The organism is uncultured Anaerobiospirillum sp., from assembly GCF_902485895.1.
Taxonomy (GTDB): domain Bacteria; phylum Pseudomonadota; class Gammaproteobacteria; order Enterobacterales; family Succinivibrionaceae; genus Anaerobiospirillum; species Anaerobiospirillum succiniciproducens.
Genome location: NZ_CABTML010000069.1, coordinates 1 through 17545 on the forward strand (window position 1 = coordinate 1; position 17545 = coordinate 17545).

A 17545-nucleotide genomic window follows, 5' to 3' on the forward strand; every position below is an offset into this window, starting at 1 on the left:
ACAGAAATTTTAATATTTGAACTCACAATAATTTCCTTTGCATTGAATTAGATCTAGGATTTAATATGCAAAGAATAGTGTACATGATCATATGAGGATCAATAGCGCCAAAGACGACGCTGCTGGCCTTCAGATCGCCGATCGTCTGACCAGCCAGATTAATGGCCTTAACCAAGGCAACCGCAACGCATCAGACGGTATCGCTTTAGCTCAGACAGCTGAGGCAGGCATGGACGAAATCACTGGCATGCTTCAGAAGATCCGTACGCTCGCTGTTCAGGCTAACAACGGTACTAACACTTTAGACGACCGTAAGGCTCTTGCTAAGGAAGCATCTTCTTTAGCAACTGAGATCAGCCGTATTGCAATGCAGACTACATTTGCAGGCAAAACCATCTTAAACGGTAAGCAAGCTAATTCTATTGATCCAGCAGCTGGTGGTGGTGGTGCTAATCCTGGTCAGGGCGTAGGTGATCCACAAAGCATTACTTTACAAGTTGGTTCCAACAAGGGTGATACTATTGCCTTCAATCTAGTGAACCTGCAGTTCTCAGCTGCGGCAAAAGGTGCTGGTATTGCGGAAGCTGAATTTGTTGCAAATGCAAGTGATAAGTCTTTCGTGAAAGGAACAGGCGGTGCTATCACTGTAAACTTTAGCACTGCTGCATCCGTCAATAATATTATTGGATTCATGGATCAGATGATTGGTTACGTTGATGGTCAGCGTGCCGATTTGGGCGCGATCCAGAACCGTCTTGAGAGCTCTATCCGCAACCAGTCTAATGTTGCTGCTAATGAGGCTGATGCTCGCTCACGTATTCGTGATGCTGACTTTGCTGAAGAGTCTGCTAACTTATCTCAGCAGTCCATTATTCAGCAAGCAGCTGCTTCCATGCTGATGCAAGCCAATACCCGTCCACAGCTGGGCTTAAGCCTGCTTGGCTAAAACAGTTTTGTTGTTTTATCATTAAAAAAGGCTCTGGTGCTGTTTAGCGCCAGGGCCTTTTTTATGTCGTTTTGCTAACTTTGTTTTGGCATTAGCGGCAATAGCCGATGGGGTATCGGCTATGTGCAGTTAATTTGTTTTTTTTGGTTATGCGTTGTCGACAGAGGTTGGGATTGGGGTGTCGGCAGCGTTAGCTGCAGCAAGTACAGCTTGTGTTGCGGCCTCGTCGGTGGTGTCCATGGCCTCACGACGCTTCTTGAGCTCTTGCATCTCGGCTCGCTGCTCTTTGGAGTAGTATTCTAAGCGGCGGCCATCACGCATGGATACAGGACGTCCTTTACGCATCTCAAGGTAAACTTTGAGCTTGGAGTAGTTTTCCTTACGCATGGCGTCTTTGTAAGCCTGCATACGTACGTCAGCACGCTCAATACAGGCGTGAAGGGTATCATTTTCTACTTCACCCATGGTTGAGCAACCGTAGCCTACGAAGGTAGGCATCATGCCGAAGTTCTTGTTATGTTCATCCATAAATTGCTTGAGCTTCTCGCATAGCTCTTCACACTCGCTAGCCTCGCAATTTGGCAGGATAGCTAAGAACTCATCGCCTGCAAGACGCATGATGTCACTTGGACGGGTAATGATAGTGTTTAAAGCCTCAGCTACGGTCAGAAGTAAAATATCGCCATCGGCATGACCAAGCACGTCGTTGATGATCTTAAGACCAGTTACGTCACCGTAAATAACAGAGATTGGATGCTGTGATTCATCTTGCCAACGAGATAAGTTATGCTGGAAGAATGAGCGATTCTTAAGACCAGTTAAGGTATCGGTATAGAGCATCTGTTTGATATTCTCAAAGTTATCCTGCACAAGGTTAACATCTGAGAAAGTACCAATCATAGAAGTGGCTCTACCATTAGCATCACGATGTACTACTAAACCACGTCCAATAGTCCAAACGTAACTACCTGATTTGTGCTTAAGGCGTAAACAGAACTCAAAGCTATCGCCATAAGATGCTGAGTTGATGATATGGTGCTCAATATCCATGATGTCGCGATCATCTGGATGCACGATATCATTCCACTCTACCCAGTTTTGAGGGAACTCGCTCTCTTTGTAGCCTAGTAAGCGGCAGTATGATGATGAGAAACGCAGAATGCCAGTTTTACCATCCCAGCTAAAGAAGTCATCACCAGCGATCTCTCGGGCAATAAAGTCAGAAAATGAGCTACGGGCACAAGCGATATAGCCAGTGGCACGGCACACCTTGCCATCATGGAATCGTGAGAGCACAGAGCCGTTGATTACATACTTTTTGTGGGCATTAGCGCCTCGAGTAATCATGACATCTTCAAAGACAATACCGCCTGTGTCAGTGCTTTCTATGACACGGAAGTAGCGCTCAATGTTCTCCACAGTTAAGCAAGAAAGTACGCGGTTTTCAGGCACCCACTGATTCACTTCAGTAATGCTAAAGATCTCAGCACAGTTGCGATCTAACATGAAACGTCGCTCTTGGCCATCATAGATCCAAAAGCCAATAGCCTCACCGCCATTATGTAAGTTCGACATATCGCTCATAATAGTGCCCTCAACCTTATTTGTAACGAAACATATAACTGTCGTTACAAAAGTATCTGTGCTCTGCCTCAGGCTTGCCATCTTAAGTCACTAGTAGTTTTATCTAGTGCGGCGCTAGTTTTGGCTAGTGCTGCGCTAGTGTATTTTGGCTAGTGCTGCGCTAGCTTTTTGGCTAGTGCGGCGCTAGGCTTGGCTAGCGTAAATGGCTTTATGTGTGCACTGAGGTATGATGCTAGTTGCAGCTAACTATGCTAAACATCGTTGCTATAGTGTTAATGCTCGACAGTTTGCCCCGTAGGATACTGTCTATTTGTGTTGCTAAATATAGATTCACACTACGCTGTAGTAGAACAACGTAGTCCTTGCTTAAGCGAGGATAATTAACGAAAGAGTTAGCTGCTCGCTCTCGTTAAGTTGCATTAATGGCATTGAGGATGTAGAGATTTAAGGTTAGACCTCGTGACTCTTCATTCCTCTAAATGCACACTTGTTTGCATGTGTGAAGTTCAGCTTTCGGTGCAGTTACTGCACTGAATTATTTATTTTTGTCTTTGTAAGCCTCTACTAGCTTACTGGCATTATCAGAAAGTTCTTGTTGCTCATTAAACTCTGATAAAGCACGGCGATACTCAGCTACATCGTCGGTTTCTTCAACCTGTTTCTCTATAGTAGTCAGACTATCTTTTTGAGTGCCGTTATCTTCGGCACGATTTGGATTTGCAAAGGATCGTCTTGAGAAAATTGCACCTTGAGCAGATCGTGCACTAGCCTTAAGGGCGGAGTTGAGCTCACGTATGGTGTCTTGCGATGACTGCACTGCAACTTCGTGAGCATCAGAAATACCAATGGTTAAGCTAAACTCTTCCTTTTGATCATCTGTAGAGTTGGACTCTTCGTTTTTGCCAAATAAGTCATCTGCTAAAGAATGTCTCTTTGTATCTTCTTTTAATACGGTCCCTTGCGACGTACAACTGGGAAGCTCCTTATGCAGATCATCAATTCTTGCACCGTTTGGAGTTTCAATAGTTGATGAATCGTCTCTATCATCTAAGTATTCAAGACGACGGTTGTCAGTAAGATCAATTGGATGACCTAAAGCATTTTCGATGTATACACGCAGATTAGCGTAAATACGTTCACGATGAATGGTCTTATACTCTTGCAATCTTGCATCAGCTCTAGCCTCGCAACGCATGAAGGTATCGCCATCATCAATCTCGCCTAAAGTTGCCACACCAAAGCCAAAGTAGATTGGCAGTGGGAACTCTAAGTTACGATTACGCTCATCAAGATTGCATGCAAACTTGTTCATACACAGCTTGCACTCAATGTCAGAGCAGTTAGTGAAAATCAACAAGAACTCATCGCCAGATAGACGAATGACTTCATGATCTAAATGCACGTCATCTTTGAGTAAAGTTGCAGAAATCTTTACTAAATCGTCACCTTTGGCGTGACCTAAGTAGTCATTAATTACCTTAAGACCAGAGATGTCGACATAGCATAGAGTCAGAGGCTGACTCTCTTCCATGGTGAAGTATTTATAACGTGTATTCAGGTACAGACGGTTATGTAAACCGGTAAGCGGATCTTGGTAGATAGAACGCTTTAAACGTTCAAAGTTAGAACGCACCACGTCAATATTAGTGGTAGTGCCAATAATACGAGATGCCTTGCCAGAGCGCTTACGCTCTACTACTAAGCCACGGTCAATTACCCACAGATAAAAACCACCTGAGTGCTTAACACGGTAGATGCTCTCGTAGTAATCGCCATTGTTAACAGTATTGATAACCTCGTTTTGCTTTTTGTAGACCACCAAATCTTCTGGGTGTACGTACTGCTTTATGTACTCTTGTACTGTAGATGGCAAAGGCTCATCCACGCCAAGACCCAAGAGCTCTTGATAGCCGTAACCAAAGCTTATAGTGCCTGCATAAGTATCGATGTCATAAGAGGCACAATGGTTAACAATGCGGTACAGATACTCCATGAAATTGCTTTGAATTTGGCAGAAGTATCCTGAGAGCATGGTAGCAATACCTGTCTCATCTCGTTGTACGACAGATGCAGTAATATAAAGACGCTCGCCCTGATGCTGACCTTGATTAATGCGCACATGAGCAGTAATGCTATTGCCCTCAATATCATTAAAGAGGGTAGAAAACACCTTCTCACTATCGAGCAAGGTGAGCTGATTGCGCACCACATCAGCAGGAATCCATTCACCAGTATAGGTAAGCCCCATTAAACGACAGCTACCGGCGTCAGCCAAGAACTTATCTGCCACATGGTCAAATAAGAAGAAACAAGGCATGTACAGATTGCGAGAATGGAATGGATTTTTGGTATTAACGCGATTGTATGAAAGACCACCAAGCGTATCTAGGCTTGCATGAGTCATCTGAGGCACAGCGTCATGATCAGCATCAAACTGGGTGCTCTCAAGAGCATTACGCTCTAAACGTGACTGCTTTTCATCCTCAGATTCGCCTTCAGTAATACCGCTCTTACCAGGCTGAATTGGGCCGTCGAAGACATAAACCTCAGCAGGCAGAGAAGATGACTTAGCCGCATCAACACCACCTTGTGCCCAGTATGCAGGATCCTCGTGATGAACATCGCTTTCGTTTTTATCTTCTTCAAACTTAGAGCGCTGTACATCTTGAGACTTGTCGCCGCTCACAGATGCATTGTCCGGTGTATTTGGGCAAGAACCGTTGTCACGACCTGGATTTAAGGCTTGAATATTATCAATGCACTCTTTAGCACGGCCATCATGGTCACCACCAAAGGCATCGTCATATGCAGACTTTGGAACGCCAACTTCACTATTTGGCTTGCTTCTCGGCTCCTTGCCTACTACTACAGAGCAAGTTGGGGACTGACTTTGGTCACAAGAGGCAAAATAAGCAATTGGCTCATTATCTTCACGATCATTGTCTTGTGATACTGAGCTTTTCACACTAGCATCAGAAATCCCCATAGAGCCATGAGCACCAAAGGCACTTGAGCTAGTATCAATGGCAGCTAAGAGCTTGGAGTTTAAGCCAGACTTCAATGCTGCAGCTGCTAACTCTTTAGCGCGGCTTAAGATATCAGCATTACGACGTTCATCATTGGCCTGATCCTCACCATCTTGCTCCGAGCGTTCTACTTGCTCGTGTCTTAAGATGGCTAATTTTCTTGCTTTGGCAATGATCTCGTTATACTCATCGTCGGTATGATAGGCAAAGGAGTCAAAAGCTTTGAGATCGCTTTGAAGTTGTTCAATACGATCGGCATCACTACTTGCCTGCTCGTGAGGATGCAGACGTGACAAGCCGGCAACATTGCGTCGCACATTAAAAACCTGTACCGGCTGAGCCATGTGAGCTGCATGCGCTGCACTACCTAAAGCAGCATCATGAGCTTCTTGCTCAGAGGTCTTGGCTCTATCTGTAGCTTGAACAGGCTCACTTGTCTTGCTCTTCCATGCAGTAGCATACTGCAAGGCACCTTGAGCCGCAGGTCTTATTCCTACAGGTGGACGCTGAGATTGAGGCATAGCAGACCCCCTGACACCGACTGGTGGCATATGGTTGTGAGTAGCACTAGGGTTTTGTGAACTTGTTGCTGCACTATCTACTTGATTCGATAACGAAGCGTCGTTGACGTGTTGATGATTTTCTTTAGATGATTTATCTAAAGAACTTAAAGATTGGCTTGTCTCTTGTGGCTGCGCACCTGCTGCATGTGAGGCTGTGGTTTGTTTAGATGCAACAAGCCCACTACCAGATGCTAACGCGCTCTGGCACGACTGTTCTTGAGTGTTCAAGTCGTTATGAGCAGTCATGTCAAATCACCAAATCTGAGCAATCCTTATGTACGTTAATCCCTTGTTTGTGAGGATAGAAACGAGGAGAGCAGCACAAACAAACAAACAAAAGATGCCACTTTTGAGCATCTTAAACATCATTACACGCCTGAATGCATAAATTCTTGCTGTGACCTAAAAGCCTTCTACGCAAGTAGCAAAACATCATGAGCACATTCACACTATGCTCATTGCGGCAATGCTTACTAATAAGCTTTACGCGTCTTTTGTAAAAACGCTAGATACCACATCGATATCTTTACAACCTAAATTATAACAAGTGTTAGAAACACAAAACGGTAGCAACCTCATATTTTCAAACTGAAATTACACATTTTGTCAAAAAAGCTCAGGCCATAATTAACACTTTTGGTAGATGTAGCTATCATGTCGCATTTGCATCACCTTCTAAGCCTTCGCTTTTAGACATCCTTATGCTAGTTGTAGGGCATTTTTATCTTACGTACACAACGCATCAAACATATTGAATATTTAACACCCACAGCGCGCTAAACGTATTGCCAATTTGCTTGAGCTTTGTACGATCTTTTAACTCAACTTTTGCTAGCGCATAATGCTTCATTAGTCTGCTCGAGTACTTAATTTTTTTGCTATCCTTTTTGCTACTGTGCTTTTATTGCACACTTGCCGCACCAATATGGCATTGGGGCTTATAATACGCACGATTTGAACTGCACGAGATTAGAGGTGTTTTAGGCGGAGACTTACTATGTGTAAGTTGCTTGGCTAAGGCTTCAATCAGGCACTTGCATTCATTATGGGACGGAACCATGGATTATTTAGATCCAGCAACTCATCGCTTTGAGCAGGTATACCTGCTAGTAGACTGCAATAACTTCTTTTGCAGTTGCGAGAGATTGTTTCGTCCAGATCTTGATGGCAGACCGCTATTAGTTCTCTCTAACAATGACGGCTGCGTGATTGCGCGATCTTATGAGTCAAAAGCCTTGGGCATTCCTATGGGTATTGCCGTGTTTAAGATTCGTCGACTCATCGAGCGCCACAAGATCGTCTGCTTCTCCTCAAACTTTTCCTTGTATTTGGACATCTCTAAACGGGTAATGAGTGTCTTAGAGCATTTGTGCGATCACACTGAGGTGTACTCAGTGGATGAGGCTTTTTTATGCTTTCACAATATCACCGAAAAGGAAGCCATTGAGCAGGCGGTAAAAGTACGTAATGCTGTTTCTTCCATGGTCGGCATTCAAGTGGGTGTTGGTATTGCGCGTACCAAAACTTTAGCCAAACTTGCCAACCACCATGCCAAAAGTAATCGTAACGAAACCTATGGTGTTTACTCGGTGCTGCAAGACTTTGATCGTATGGAGCTTTTACGTAACAACACCATTGATGAGATCTGGGGTGTTGGCCATCGGCTCAATGACAAATTGCAAGCTGAAGGAATTAAGACTGCATGGCAATTGTCCATGCAAAACCCGGCAGATATCAAAAAGCGCTATAACATAGTGCTGATGCGTACAGTCAACGAGCTCAACAACATTGCTTGCGTACCTGATGAGGCCAATACCAATGACAGTCTGCAGATCATGTGGTCACGATCCTTTACTAACCGCTTAACTACACTTGAAGAGCTTGAGCAGGCCTTAACCAATTTTGTGGCTGCAGCAAGTCATAAGCTTCGTGCCCAAAACAAATACGCCCGTCGTATCACTGTCTTTATCCGCACCTCATACTTTGGCAATGATCCTAAGTATGGAGCTGACCGCAGTGCTGAGCTAAAGATCCCCACCTCTGATACCCGTGACATCAACTCAGTTGCACAGTACTTGTTAAAGCTTATTTTTGTACCAGGCTACAAGTACAACAAGGCTGGCGTGCTCTTATCTGATCTACGCACTAATCGCAATTTCCAAACCGATCTACTCTCTGAAACTCCTGATATGGACGAAAGACAGAGATCAGATAATCTGATGGAAGCCATTGACCGCATCAATCATGGCGGCCACTCGCGTAACATTTTCTTTGCCTCACAAGGCATTGAGAAAGACAAAACTTTCTCGAATAAAAACTCCCTCTCCCCTTGCTATACCACCGATTGGGACGATGTTCCGGTAATTGAGTAGCACAGACAATCATCAACTGCTCATAACAACACTACTAACGCCTATTGGCTTTAATTAATTGCACAAAGATGGATGGCGCTAAGCTAAGGCTATTTTTTGAGGCGTAGACTTGCAACTTTAGTGATAAGCGCATAGCTGCTTTGCTTGTAACTGTTAGTCATAACTTACTGACCAAGTAATGTGCGCTAGCTAAAAAGACTGAGAACATTATGTGTTACAGGCCGCTTTTTTGCGGCATAATAAAAAACTGACTGCTCAAAAAGTGCATACTTGCGGGCATTATTTTGCACTTGCACACTATGCAAGACTCATCATGCTAGATGGCCGATAAGATCGACTCATGATCTTTTTATACTTTGGCCCATCACAAGCTTTATTAAGAATATAACTTGGAACTAATATGCTAGCTAAGATCCTGGATTTCATTCCTGCTCTGGCCTTCTTCATAACTTACCGCGTAACTGGCGATCTCATTTTGGCCACTGGTGTAATCATCGCTGGCTGTACTATGTCATTTGTGCTGCAGTATATTCTGTGGAAGAGAAAGTCCCGCATCGGTATATTCATGCTAGCTGCCGTACTGATTTTTGGACTTCCAACTATCTTCTTGCAAGATCCAGCCTACATTAAGCTTAAAGTAACCGTAGTTAACTGGGTATTAGCCTGCACTCTATTTGTCTTCCAATATGTGCTGCACAAAAATCCACTGTCATACCTTTTTGGCCAAGAGATGCCAATTCCTGAGCATATCTTCTCTAAACTGGCCACAGCATTCATGTTCTATTTTATGTTCATGGGTGCATTAAACCTCACTATCGCTTTCTTCTTACCAACTCTCTTTGGTATTGAGGAAAAGGTTGCAGAGTCATATTGGGTTAGCTACAAGACCTTTGGTAGCATCTTAATCAACTGTACCTTCACAGGCATTCTGTTCTTTGTCATGATGCGTCGTTATCCTGAAATGCTCGATGCATTCAAGGAGACCGCTAAGGCCAAGATGTCTTCTGGCCGCACTGAACCAAAGAACGACGCTACCGATTCTGAGTTTGAGTCTGAGCGTAACAGCTAAAGTATTCGCCCCCACTCATCCATTCTTCCTTAAGCCGAGCAGCTATGCTGCTCGCGCTTATCTTACAAGCCACAAGCTCTGTTAATTGCTCCTAATCCTACCTCTTCCTTGCTCAAAGCTCTTGCTCTTACATTCGCTATCTAGCCTCGCACTTACATTGCATATTGATCTGCGAACCACTTTTTCACATCAATCATCATAGATGACATATCTCTGTGGATGCTTTCTATAACTCATCATCAAGTGCGTTGTGACTAAACAAACCCTGTCTTTATAGGCCATAGCATGATCTTGTTTAATGCGCTTGGCTATTGCTCTTAATGATGTGAGCTTAACTTAGTTATGCGTTTGGCTCTTGCAATTGGTTGGTCTGAGCTTGTTTATCCGCTGGGTTTCTGAGTGCGAGATGATGAGATTTTAGGTAGTTATAAATAGGCTTTGTCGCTTTATCTTACACAGAATGTCTCTTAGTCGTTTTAGTATGGCATAATGAATCAATCATAATTTTACAAGGATGCTCCTATGCCAGACATGAACTACGGCAACATCAAGTATGCCATCATCCCCGTCGCTGGATTAGGTACTCGCCTGCTTCCTGCTACTAAGGCTATTCCAAAGGAAATGCTGCCATTAGTAGATCGCCCATTGATTCAATTTGTGGTCAATGAGGCTGTAGCTGCCGGTATCAAGAACATTGTTCTGGTAACACACTCCTCTAAGAATGCTATTGAAAACCACTTCGATACCTCATTTGAGCTCGAGGCTACCTTAGAAAAGCGTGTTAAGCGTCAGCTCTTATCTGAAGTGCAGAACATCATTCCAAAAGATGTCACCATCATGCACGTGCGCCAAGGTGAGGCAAAAGGCTTAGCCCATGCCATCATGTGCGCTCATCCAATTGTGGGCAAAAACCCATTTGCGGTGCTGCTGCCTGATGTGATCTTAGATAGCCACTTAAGTGACTTAAGCTCTGAAAACTTAGCAGCTATGGTTAAGCGCTTTGAAGAGAGCGGTATTGCACAAATCATGGTGGAGAAAGTGCCCCACGAGGAAGTATCTTCCTACGGTATTATTGATATCGGCGGTGCTGAGCTCAAGCCAGGTCAAGACGTGCCGATTAAGAGCATGATTGAAAAGCCTGCCATTGATGAGGCTCCATCTGACTATGCCTCTGTTGGCCGTTATGTGCTACCAGCTGAGATCTGGCCTTTATTTAGACGTACTCCATTGGGCGCTGGTGGTGAATTCCAGCTTACCGACACTATCGATCTGTTAATGAATATCGAGACAGTCAATGCCTATGCTGCAGTTGGCAGAAGCCATGATTGCGGTAATAAGACTGGCTATGTTGAAACTTTCATTGAAGTAGCTTTGCGCCATCCAGATATTGGTCCAGCTATTAAGAGCTACATTAAGAAAATTGCAGCTGATCTCTAAGAGACAATGCTCTGGCACTTAAACACAGTGTCTCAAGCGGCTCAAAATTAAGTGAGCCTTGAATAATAGGCTCACTATGAATACCTGGAACTTGAAAAAATTACGCCCACACACGCTTAAAAGTTTCTTAGTTCACATCAAAACAAAGCACAGCAGGCTTTTGAATCATTGTAGTTGTTTGCTTATGCATCTTGTTTAGTAGTACAAAGTGCACATATGTCCTGTGCTATTGATGTATATTTTTACGCCCATACAGTGTGTTAGAACAAGAGGTGCTCTTGCGTCCTTGTTGTTATGGTAAATCACCAATTAGCTTGGGTTTGCATAATTTGGATTGTAGTTTTTTATGACAGCATCCACGAATAAGACAAACTTTGCGCAAAATTTAGATGCGTCTAAAGTATCAGCCTCATCAAAAACTACTGATAAGCCTCGAGTCTTTAGTAACATCACCCGTTTGATTGCACATAAGATTGGATGTGAAAGAACAAGTGATGATAATAGCTCTTGCCTTGATCATTTGGGCTTAGTCATCAATGATACTGCCTCAAGTTATGGCATGTTCATTAACAACGGCTACAACCAAAATCTGCACGGTACACGAGGCTACGCAAACCAAGGCGATGAAATCTCTTCAGCATCTAAGCTTAAGGGCTATGTTGCTATTTGCATTAATGCTCTGCCACAAGAGTTCCACGAGAGCGCTTATGAAAAAACTGTTTTAGATGGCGCTATTACCCTTAAAGACAAGTGCATTGCTCCACTTTTGCACACCTTGCTGCTACCTTTTGATGAGCTTGATGGCATCACCATTTCACCCGAGGCACGTAAGCTCATTAATGATCGCAATATCGATGTGCCATTAAAGATTCAGCTCATCGACAAAAAGACACAGCGCCCGCTCAATAATGTCCTGCACAACCTAGCACTTAGCAAGCTTGATAATGAGCATGATGATGGCCATGCCCACTCCAACTGCAATACATCGTCTCATGGCAACACCACTGCAAAAGAAAATGCCATTGCCATTGATGAAGGCCGTAGCGACGCATCTAATGAGCACTGTCGTACTGTCGATGATCTTGCTATTAGTAGCATTGATGTATTGGATCTATCTAAAAGTGGGCATCTAGCAATATATTTTGACTACTCAATCTTTGGTCAAGAGCAACGCATTGGCTATCGACATGCTCGTCGTGGTTCATCTTTAGTTCCTGAGATCGCTACTTTAGATGAGCATGACACTACCCATCTTTCTTATTTTGATGAGCATGTGCATGACCATCAATCCATCTTTGATGAGCTTTTGCACGTTGAGCATCATGATTTTGCATCTGATGAGATTTACAGCCGCTATATCGACATAGTGCGCTCGCTCATGGCTGATGAAAAGATGCATTTTGCTAATGAGGCACGTCGTAATCAATCTCAGCGTGAACAAGATAAAAACAGCGGCTATACAAGCAAACTACTAAAGCTTTCTCTTGGCAATCATAATCCTAGCAGCATTGATAGCACTTTTAAGTACTTTAGCGAGCTCGGCTACTTCTTAACTGCCATCCCTGAAAAGCTGCGTATTTATGCAGGCAACAGCCTCACAGAGCAACACTTGCATGTGACGGATTTTGGTATTGATTGCAATGATAGATATACCGATCATTTAGTACTTGATAGCTATATTAGAACACCACTGTATCACTACACAGAGCTGTTTTATCGCAAGGCTATTGTCGAGCAAACTGAGTCACAGCGTATGTGTGACTTTTACTTCCGCCTACACTCGGATATTGGAAATATTTTCAGCCCACAAGAGCATGCGTCAGCATTAGCAGTTAAGCGCCTCTTAAAGCTTCATAGAGATACTGACTATGTTGCTCTAAAATCCGGCGCAATAAAATCACAAAACTTTGCTTTAGATGCATACATCTCTGTCTACACTCAAGTAGCTACTCAGATGATGTATGAGTACATCTTCAAGCACATGCACAAGAACACCGCTACACATAGCGAAGATGAGACTATCGATTGCTCACTACAAGCAAAGATCGCCATTAGCTCCTCCTCTGCTAATCATGGTAAGAGCTACATTACTCCTTTGTGCGCACCAAGCTTACTTGATGATGAGCAATGCTGCTTAGTACTTGGCAAGAGTACTGTACTCGTGCTTGAAAAGATGCAGACTGAGTATGCAAGCTCCTTATGTTTTGATGCGCAAAAACGCCGCGCAGGACTAGAGCTTTTATGTAATCTTCTTTTTACTGGCTGCAGCTGCGGTCATCTAATCTTTATGCTCTCTGTCTTTTCTGTATCTCATGTGCACTCTACTTTAGATACAGGTATTTATAGAGGTGCCTTTGAAGGCAGTCTGTTCTTTAAAAAAGAGTACGCCTCATTGTGTCTCTTGCAAGTCCTATTGCAAAGCGGCTTTAACTTGATGAGAGCCCATCCTTTCCTGGTTAACTTCTTACTTAAGGACGCATATAAGGATCCTCATACTCCTGTAAATCCATTCCATGCAACTACCAAGCTTAGATGCATGGAAGCATTGGTTAAACGTAGCCATGCTCATGATGATGAGGTCATTAAACAATATGCCTATGAACTCAATGCTCAAGGACAGGCGTATAAAGACTACTTTTGTGCCGACAGAGAAGTGGCCATTGCATGTGAGTACCAGCTTGAGGGTTTAAATGAGGCAGAACTTTTAGAGTTAAAGACTCTTGATGAGAGCGATGATCTGTATGCCATGACTTTTGGCATTGCTGCCACCAAGTTTTTCTCATACCGTAATAAGCCTATCTACGATCTTACTGAGCTTACTGAGAAGAACGAGCTTAAAAGCTATATTCAAACAGAGGTAGTACGTCGTTCTCTTATCGACAAGAGTAACTATGCACGCTACTACATGTCTAAAGAGCTGCATCGTCATCAAGCCCTGTATGCGCTGCAAAGACAAGGCTATGAGTGTGATATTGAAGACGGTGCATTTTTGGACATCAACTCAACTGAATTTGACAGACTTGAGAAACTAAAGTGCCAAGCTCTCACCTGCTCGATTGATCTCATTACACGACTCTTGTCTTTCACTGGCGATATGCGCTTTTTAAGCGGACTTAAAGATCGTCACCGCCTCGTTGTAATTAGAAATTATCTAGCTTTAAAACAAAACACTTATATACACTACGATGTTAACCATGTAAGTGTTTTAAGCTGCTTTGCCGAAGAATTAGAAAGTCGTAAGTTTACGGACTCTCTATATAAGTCCTTAGACAAGTACGCCTCAAGCAAAACAAATTCTGACTTTGATATGCATCCGCTACTTCATCCAGCTATTGAAAGGCTTGATGAGTTTATGATGCTTGCTCTCAAACGAGAAAAGATTCTTGCCAAAGGCAATCTAGGAGAGATAATTAAGCAGTCGCTCAAGCTGTACGAGAAAAACCACGCGACCTATCGTAACGTATTAGCGCTCATAGCTAAATTTGTGGTGCTTGATAAACGCTTGATGCGTTACCGCATTATCAAAGAAGGCACCTTAGCGCTATTAATGCCACATAGCTTCTCAGATTTAAGAGAGCTTTTAGATAGCTCTGTAGGCTATTTCAATCGACCAAAAAGCGACGCAGAACAAAATGATGGCGACACTCAGTATGGTTGCTATCGTGGCGATCTACCGCTCTATCCATATAACGCTAAGGCCCGTGCGTCTTCATTTGCCTACTATGCAGATGAGTTTGAGTATATCTACAAACCTCCGATGCATTGCAAGCTGAGCTTGTCGTATATTAAATCCGTAGACCGTCTACTCTATGTGATTGGCTGCGACTTTATCTACAGACACGGTGTTTTCTCAGAGTCTTTGATCCACTCTGACTTAGCCTTTAAGACCGCCATGCTGTTGTGCAATATCAGCTGGGCAACCCCTCTTGCCTGTATGGCTGGTGAGCTTAACGAACGTCAAAAATCATTGCGCCTGGCGCAAAGACGTATCCTCACTGATGTCTTTGATATTTACAAAGATCGTTTACGCGGCTTAGATATTGCCAACATTATGCTCGCTTGTGACGATCGTGATACCGTCAAGTTACTCAAAGAAGATAATATCCACGAGTACCTTGACTCTCTTTGCTATTACTATGGTGCAAGCAGCCGCAATCAAGGTTCATCAGCTCAAAGCGACTTTGCTAACAAGCAATCTCATAAAGAAGAGCTGCACATTGCCTACAAAAAGCCGCCAGAGCTCGTCACTAGCTCAAGTAACGAGCAAGACAACAGTAGCTCAAGCAAAACCACCAGCGCAAAACCTCAAGCTCAAGACACAGCTTCAGGCACAAACACAGCCCAGAGCGCCAAAGCTGCTGCCACAAAATCACAGAGTGAGTTTAGCTATACCACTAAGAACATTGACTCATACTTTAACTATGAAGATCCACTCTCAGGTTCATTTGATTCAAGTTCAAATAGCTTTAGCTCTACTCTATCTTTAGGACCAACGCTGACCTTAGGCACCCACGAGCAGCACAATAGCCAAGAGCAAGAGACAAAAGCTAAGGACAAAGAACCATCAAGCTTACTTAGCTCTGATGAAGGCTCCACACTGAACCTAACTCCTGTTAGCAGCCTCACTCTTGAGCCAGTCTCCACTGAGATCAATAAGTCAGTTAAGCCACTAACAGAGCGTTTTAAAGATCACAATCCGTTTAAGTATCTACCTGACGACGATGAGGAAGATAACAGCGAGCTTGTTGACGCCACAGAACAAAGCACCACTGAGCCATCATCTATCAAAGAAAGTGATGCCGCTAAGTCAGATTCATTAGATGCACAGACAGCTATCGAAACTAAAGTAGCAGCTGATACTGATTACACAGTCGAAGTAGAACAAGACACAGCCACCGACGAGATCGCTACTGATGCTGATACTGCTAATGACGCTGCTGATGTAGATGCAACTGAAGTTGATACCTCGAATGATGTCTCTTATGAGACTGAACTCGATACTGCAGTTGAAGCAGAAGCAGATGCCTCTGATGAGACTGAACTTGATGCGGCAGTTGAGACTGAAGAAGATGACTCTGAAGAGACTGAACTCGATTCTACAGTTGAAGCTGAAGTAGATGACTCTGAAGAGACTGAACTTGATGCGGCAGTTGAAGCTGAAGTAGATGACTCTAAAGAGACTGAACTCGATTCTACAGTTGAAGCTGAAGTAGATGACTCTGAAGAGACTGAACTTGATTCTACAGTTGAAACTGAAGCAGATGACTCTGAAGAGACTGAACTTGATGCGGCAGTTGAAGCTGAAGTAGATGACTCTGAAGAGACTGAACTTGATGCGGCAGTTGAAGCTGAAGTAGATGCCTCTGATGAGACTGAACTTGATGCTGCAGTTGAAGATCTAGCTAATGACGATGACGCTGTCGAAGCTGAGTTGGATATTGCTGTTGAAGTTAATTGTGCAGATGACAATGCCTCCATTGAGGATGAGTTCACTGTAGCTGAAGCTGATGTTGAGGCTGACGATACTGCTGATGACGTCTCTAGTGTTGAGACTAGATTAGATGAAGCTGAGGACGATGCAAAGTTTGAAGCTGAGGCTCCTTTCATAGAGGACTTAGATGACTCTCAAAGCTTTGCTGATGAGGATCATGAGCTCTTTAATGATGCGGATGAGGAAGCTGATGAGAGCTTAGATCTCAGCGCTAGCGATGAGACGTTTGATGATTCTGAGGATGAACTTGATGATGTAGATGCTGAAGATGAGCTTGAGGATGAGGAAGACTTTGCTACTTTAGCTGAGCAATACTTAATCAAGTTTAGTAAGCAGCGCTATAAGAAGGCCATTATCTTAACAGTCTTAGGCTTTGATGCCTTCTTTAAGTTCTATAAGTACAGAAGACGTTTTGCAACTGAAGAAGACTCTATTAAGCTTTGCGCTACAGCATGCTCGCATTTGATCAATAACGAGCTTGAGTACTTGCATGAGCTGTTAACCGTGCAGCTTAACGAAACTCCTGATCTTGGCTTGGACATCACTTTCTTCAAATCAAATGATGATGAGTCATATGAAGAGAGTAATGATGCAGCTGCTGATGCTGATGCTGATTTAGCTAAACTTTCAGCTAAGCTTGATGAGGAGCCTAAAAAAGCTTCAAAGAATAAGAAAGCTAAAAATCCTGCTGAAAGAGGTCATAGAGACATCATGTTCTATGACTACGACAACAATGACTTTGCTCTGCTACAAAGAGACTTTAGGTTCTTCTTTGATGTCTTAGTTGAACAGACCTCTAAGTATCTGAGCAAAAAAGACCTCATTAGCTACTACTCGCTTACTGAGCAAGAAAATAAGCTCAAGCAATACCTTACGGATCAATCTGACTTACAAGAGATTTTTAATAGCTTAATGCCTAGTCAGATTACTTATATCCTAAAGACAGTAGCTAACAGCTAATTGCGCGTTGCTAGCTTGTGTCGCTAGAGTTTCAAGCTCTGACTTATACTTGCTAGCTTATCGATCACAAGCTTGGTATTGCGCTGATAATTGATCA

The 17545-nt window shown here is 43.4% G+C and carries 7 protein-coding genes; 5 read left to right on the top strand and 2 right to left on the bottom strand.

All coding sequences use genetic code 11. The features are described from left to right. Window positions 1–91: 91 nt before the first annotated feature. Window positions 92–946, top strand: a complete 855-nt coding sequence (locus RDO37_RS05755; protein WP_308498411.1) for a flagellin — start codon at window positions 92–94, stop codon at window positions 944–946. Between the two features lie 147 nt (window positions 947–1093). Here RDO37_RS05755 and RDO37_RS05760 read toward each other — a convergent pair whose 3' ends face one another. Together RDO37_RS05760 and RDO37_RS05765 are read right to left on the bottom strand one after the other, a co-directional pair. After that, on the bottom strand, window positions 1094–2530 hold the full coding sequence (locus RDO37_RS05760; RefSeq protein ID WP_308498412.1) for a diguanylate cyclase domain-containing protein: 1437 nt from the start codon (window positions 2528–2530) through the stop codon (window positions 1094–1096). 535 nt (window positions 2531–3065) lie between these two features. After that, window positions 3066–6365 carry a sensor domain-containing diguanylate cyclase gene (locus RDO37_RS05765; RefSeq protein ID WP_308498413.1) on the bottom strand — a complete coding sequence of 1100 codons (3300 nt, stop codon included), beginning with the start codon at window positions 6363–6365 and terminating at the stop codon, window positions 3066–3068. 812 nt (window positions 6366–7177) lie between these two features. On the opposite strand from RDO37_RS05765, the gene RDO37_RS05770 reads away from it, so the two are divergent. From RDO37_RS05770 to RDO37_RS05785, 4 genes are all read left to right on the top strand, one after another. Further along, window positions 7178–8491, top strand: a complete 1314-nt coding sequence (locus RDO37_RS05770) for a Y-family DNA polymerase (RefSeq protein ID WP_281709758.1) — start codon at window positions 7178–7180, stop codon at window positions 8489–8491. 400 nt (window positions 8492–8891) lie between these two features. Further along, window positions 8892–9560 carry an inner membrane-spanning protein YciB gene (locus RDO37_RS05775; RefSeq protein WP_281709759.1) on the top strand — a complete coding sequence of 223 codons (669 nt, stop codon included), beginning with the start codon at window positions 8892–8894 and terminating at the stop codon, window positions 9558–9560. Between the two features lie 522 nt (window positions 9561–10082). Further along, the gene (galU, locus tag RDO37_RS05780; protein WP_308498414.1) at window positions 10083–10997 is read left to right on the top strand and encodes a UTP--glucose-1-phosphate uridylyltransferase GalU; all 915 of its coding nucleotides are present in this window, start codon (window positions 10083–10085) and stop codon (window positions 10995–10997) included. A 346-nt stretch (window positions 10998–11343) separates the two neighbouring features. Next, window positions 11344–17448, top strand: coding sequence for a hypothetical protein (locus tag RDO37_RS05785; protein WP_308498415.1), 6105 nt, complete (start codon window positions 11344–11346; stop codon window positions 17446–17448). The last annotated feature ends 97 nt before the right edge of the window (window positions 17449–17545 follow it).

What these genes read in the sequence shown, in the direction of transcription:
- RDO37_RS05755 (WP_308498411.1), top strand. Translation starts at nt 92, where the DNA reads ATGAGGATCAATAGCGCCAAAGACGACGCTGCTGGCCTTCAGATCGCC.
- galU (WP_308498414.1), top strand. Translation starts at nt 10,083, where the DNA reads ATGCCAGACATGAACTACGGCAACATCAAGTATGCCATCATCCCCGTC.
- RDO37_RS05760 (WP_308498412.1), bottom strand. Translation starts at nt 2,530, where the DNA reads ATGAGCGATATGTCGAACTTACATAATGGCGGTGAGGCTATTGGCTTT.
- RDO37_RS05765 (WP_308498413.1), bottom strand. Translation starts at nt 6,365, where the DNA reads ATGACTGCTCATAACGACTTGAACACTCAAGAACAGTCGTGCCAGAGC.
- RDO37_RS05770 (WP_281709758.1), top strand. Translation starts at nt 7,178, where the DNA reads ATGGATTATTTAGATCCAGCAACTCATCGCTTTGAGCAGGTATACCTG.
- RDO37_RS05775 (WP_281709759.1), top strand. Translation starts at nt 8,892, where the DNA reads ATGCTAGCTAAGATCCTGGATTTCATTCCTGCTCTGGCCTTCTTCATA.
- RDO37_RS05785 (WP_308498415.1), top strand. Translation starts at nt 11,344, where the DNA reads ATGACAGCATCCACGAATAAGACAAACTTTGCGCAAAATTTAGATGCG.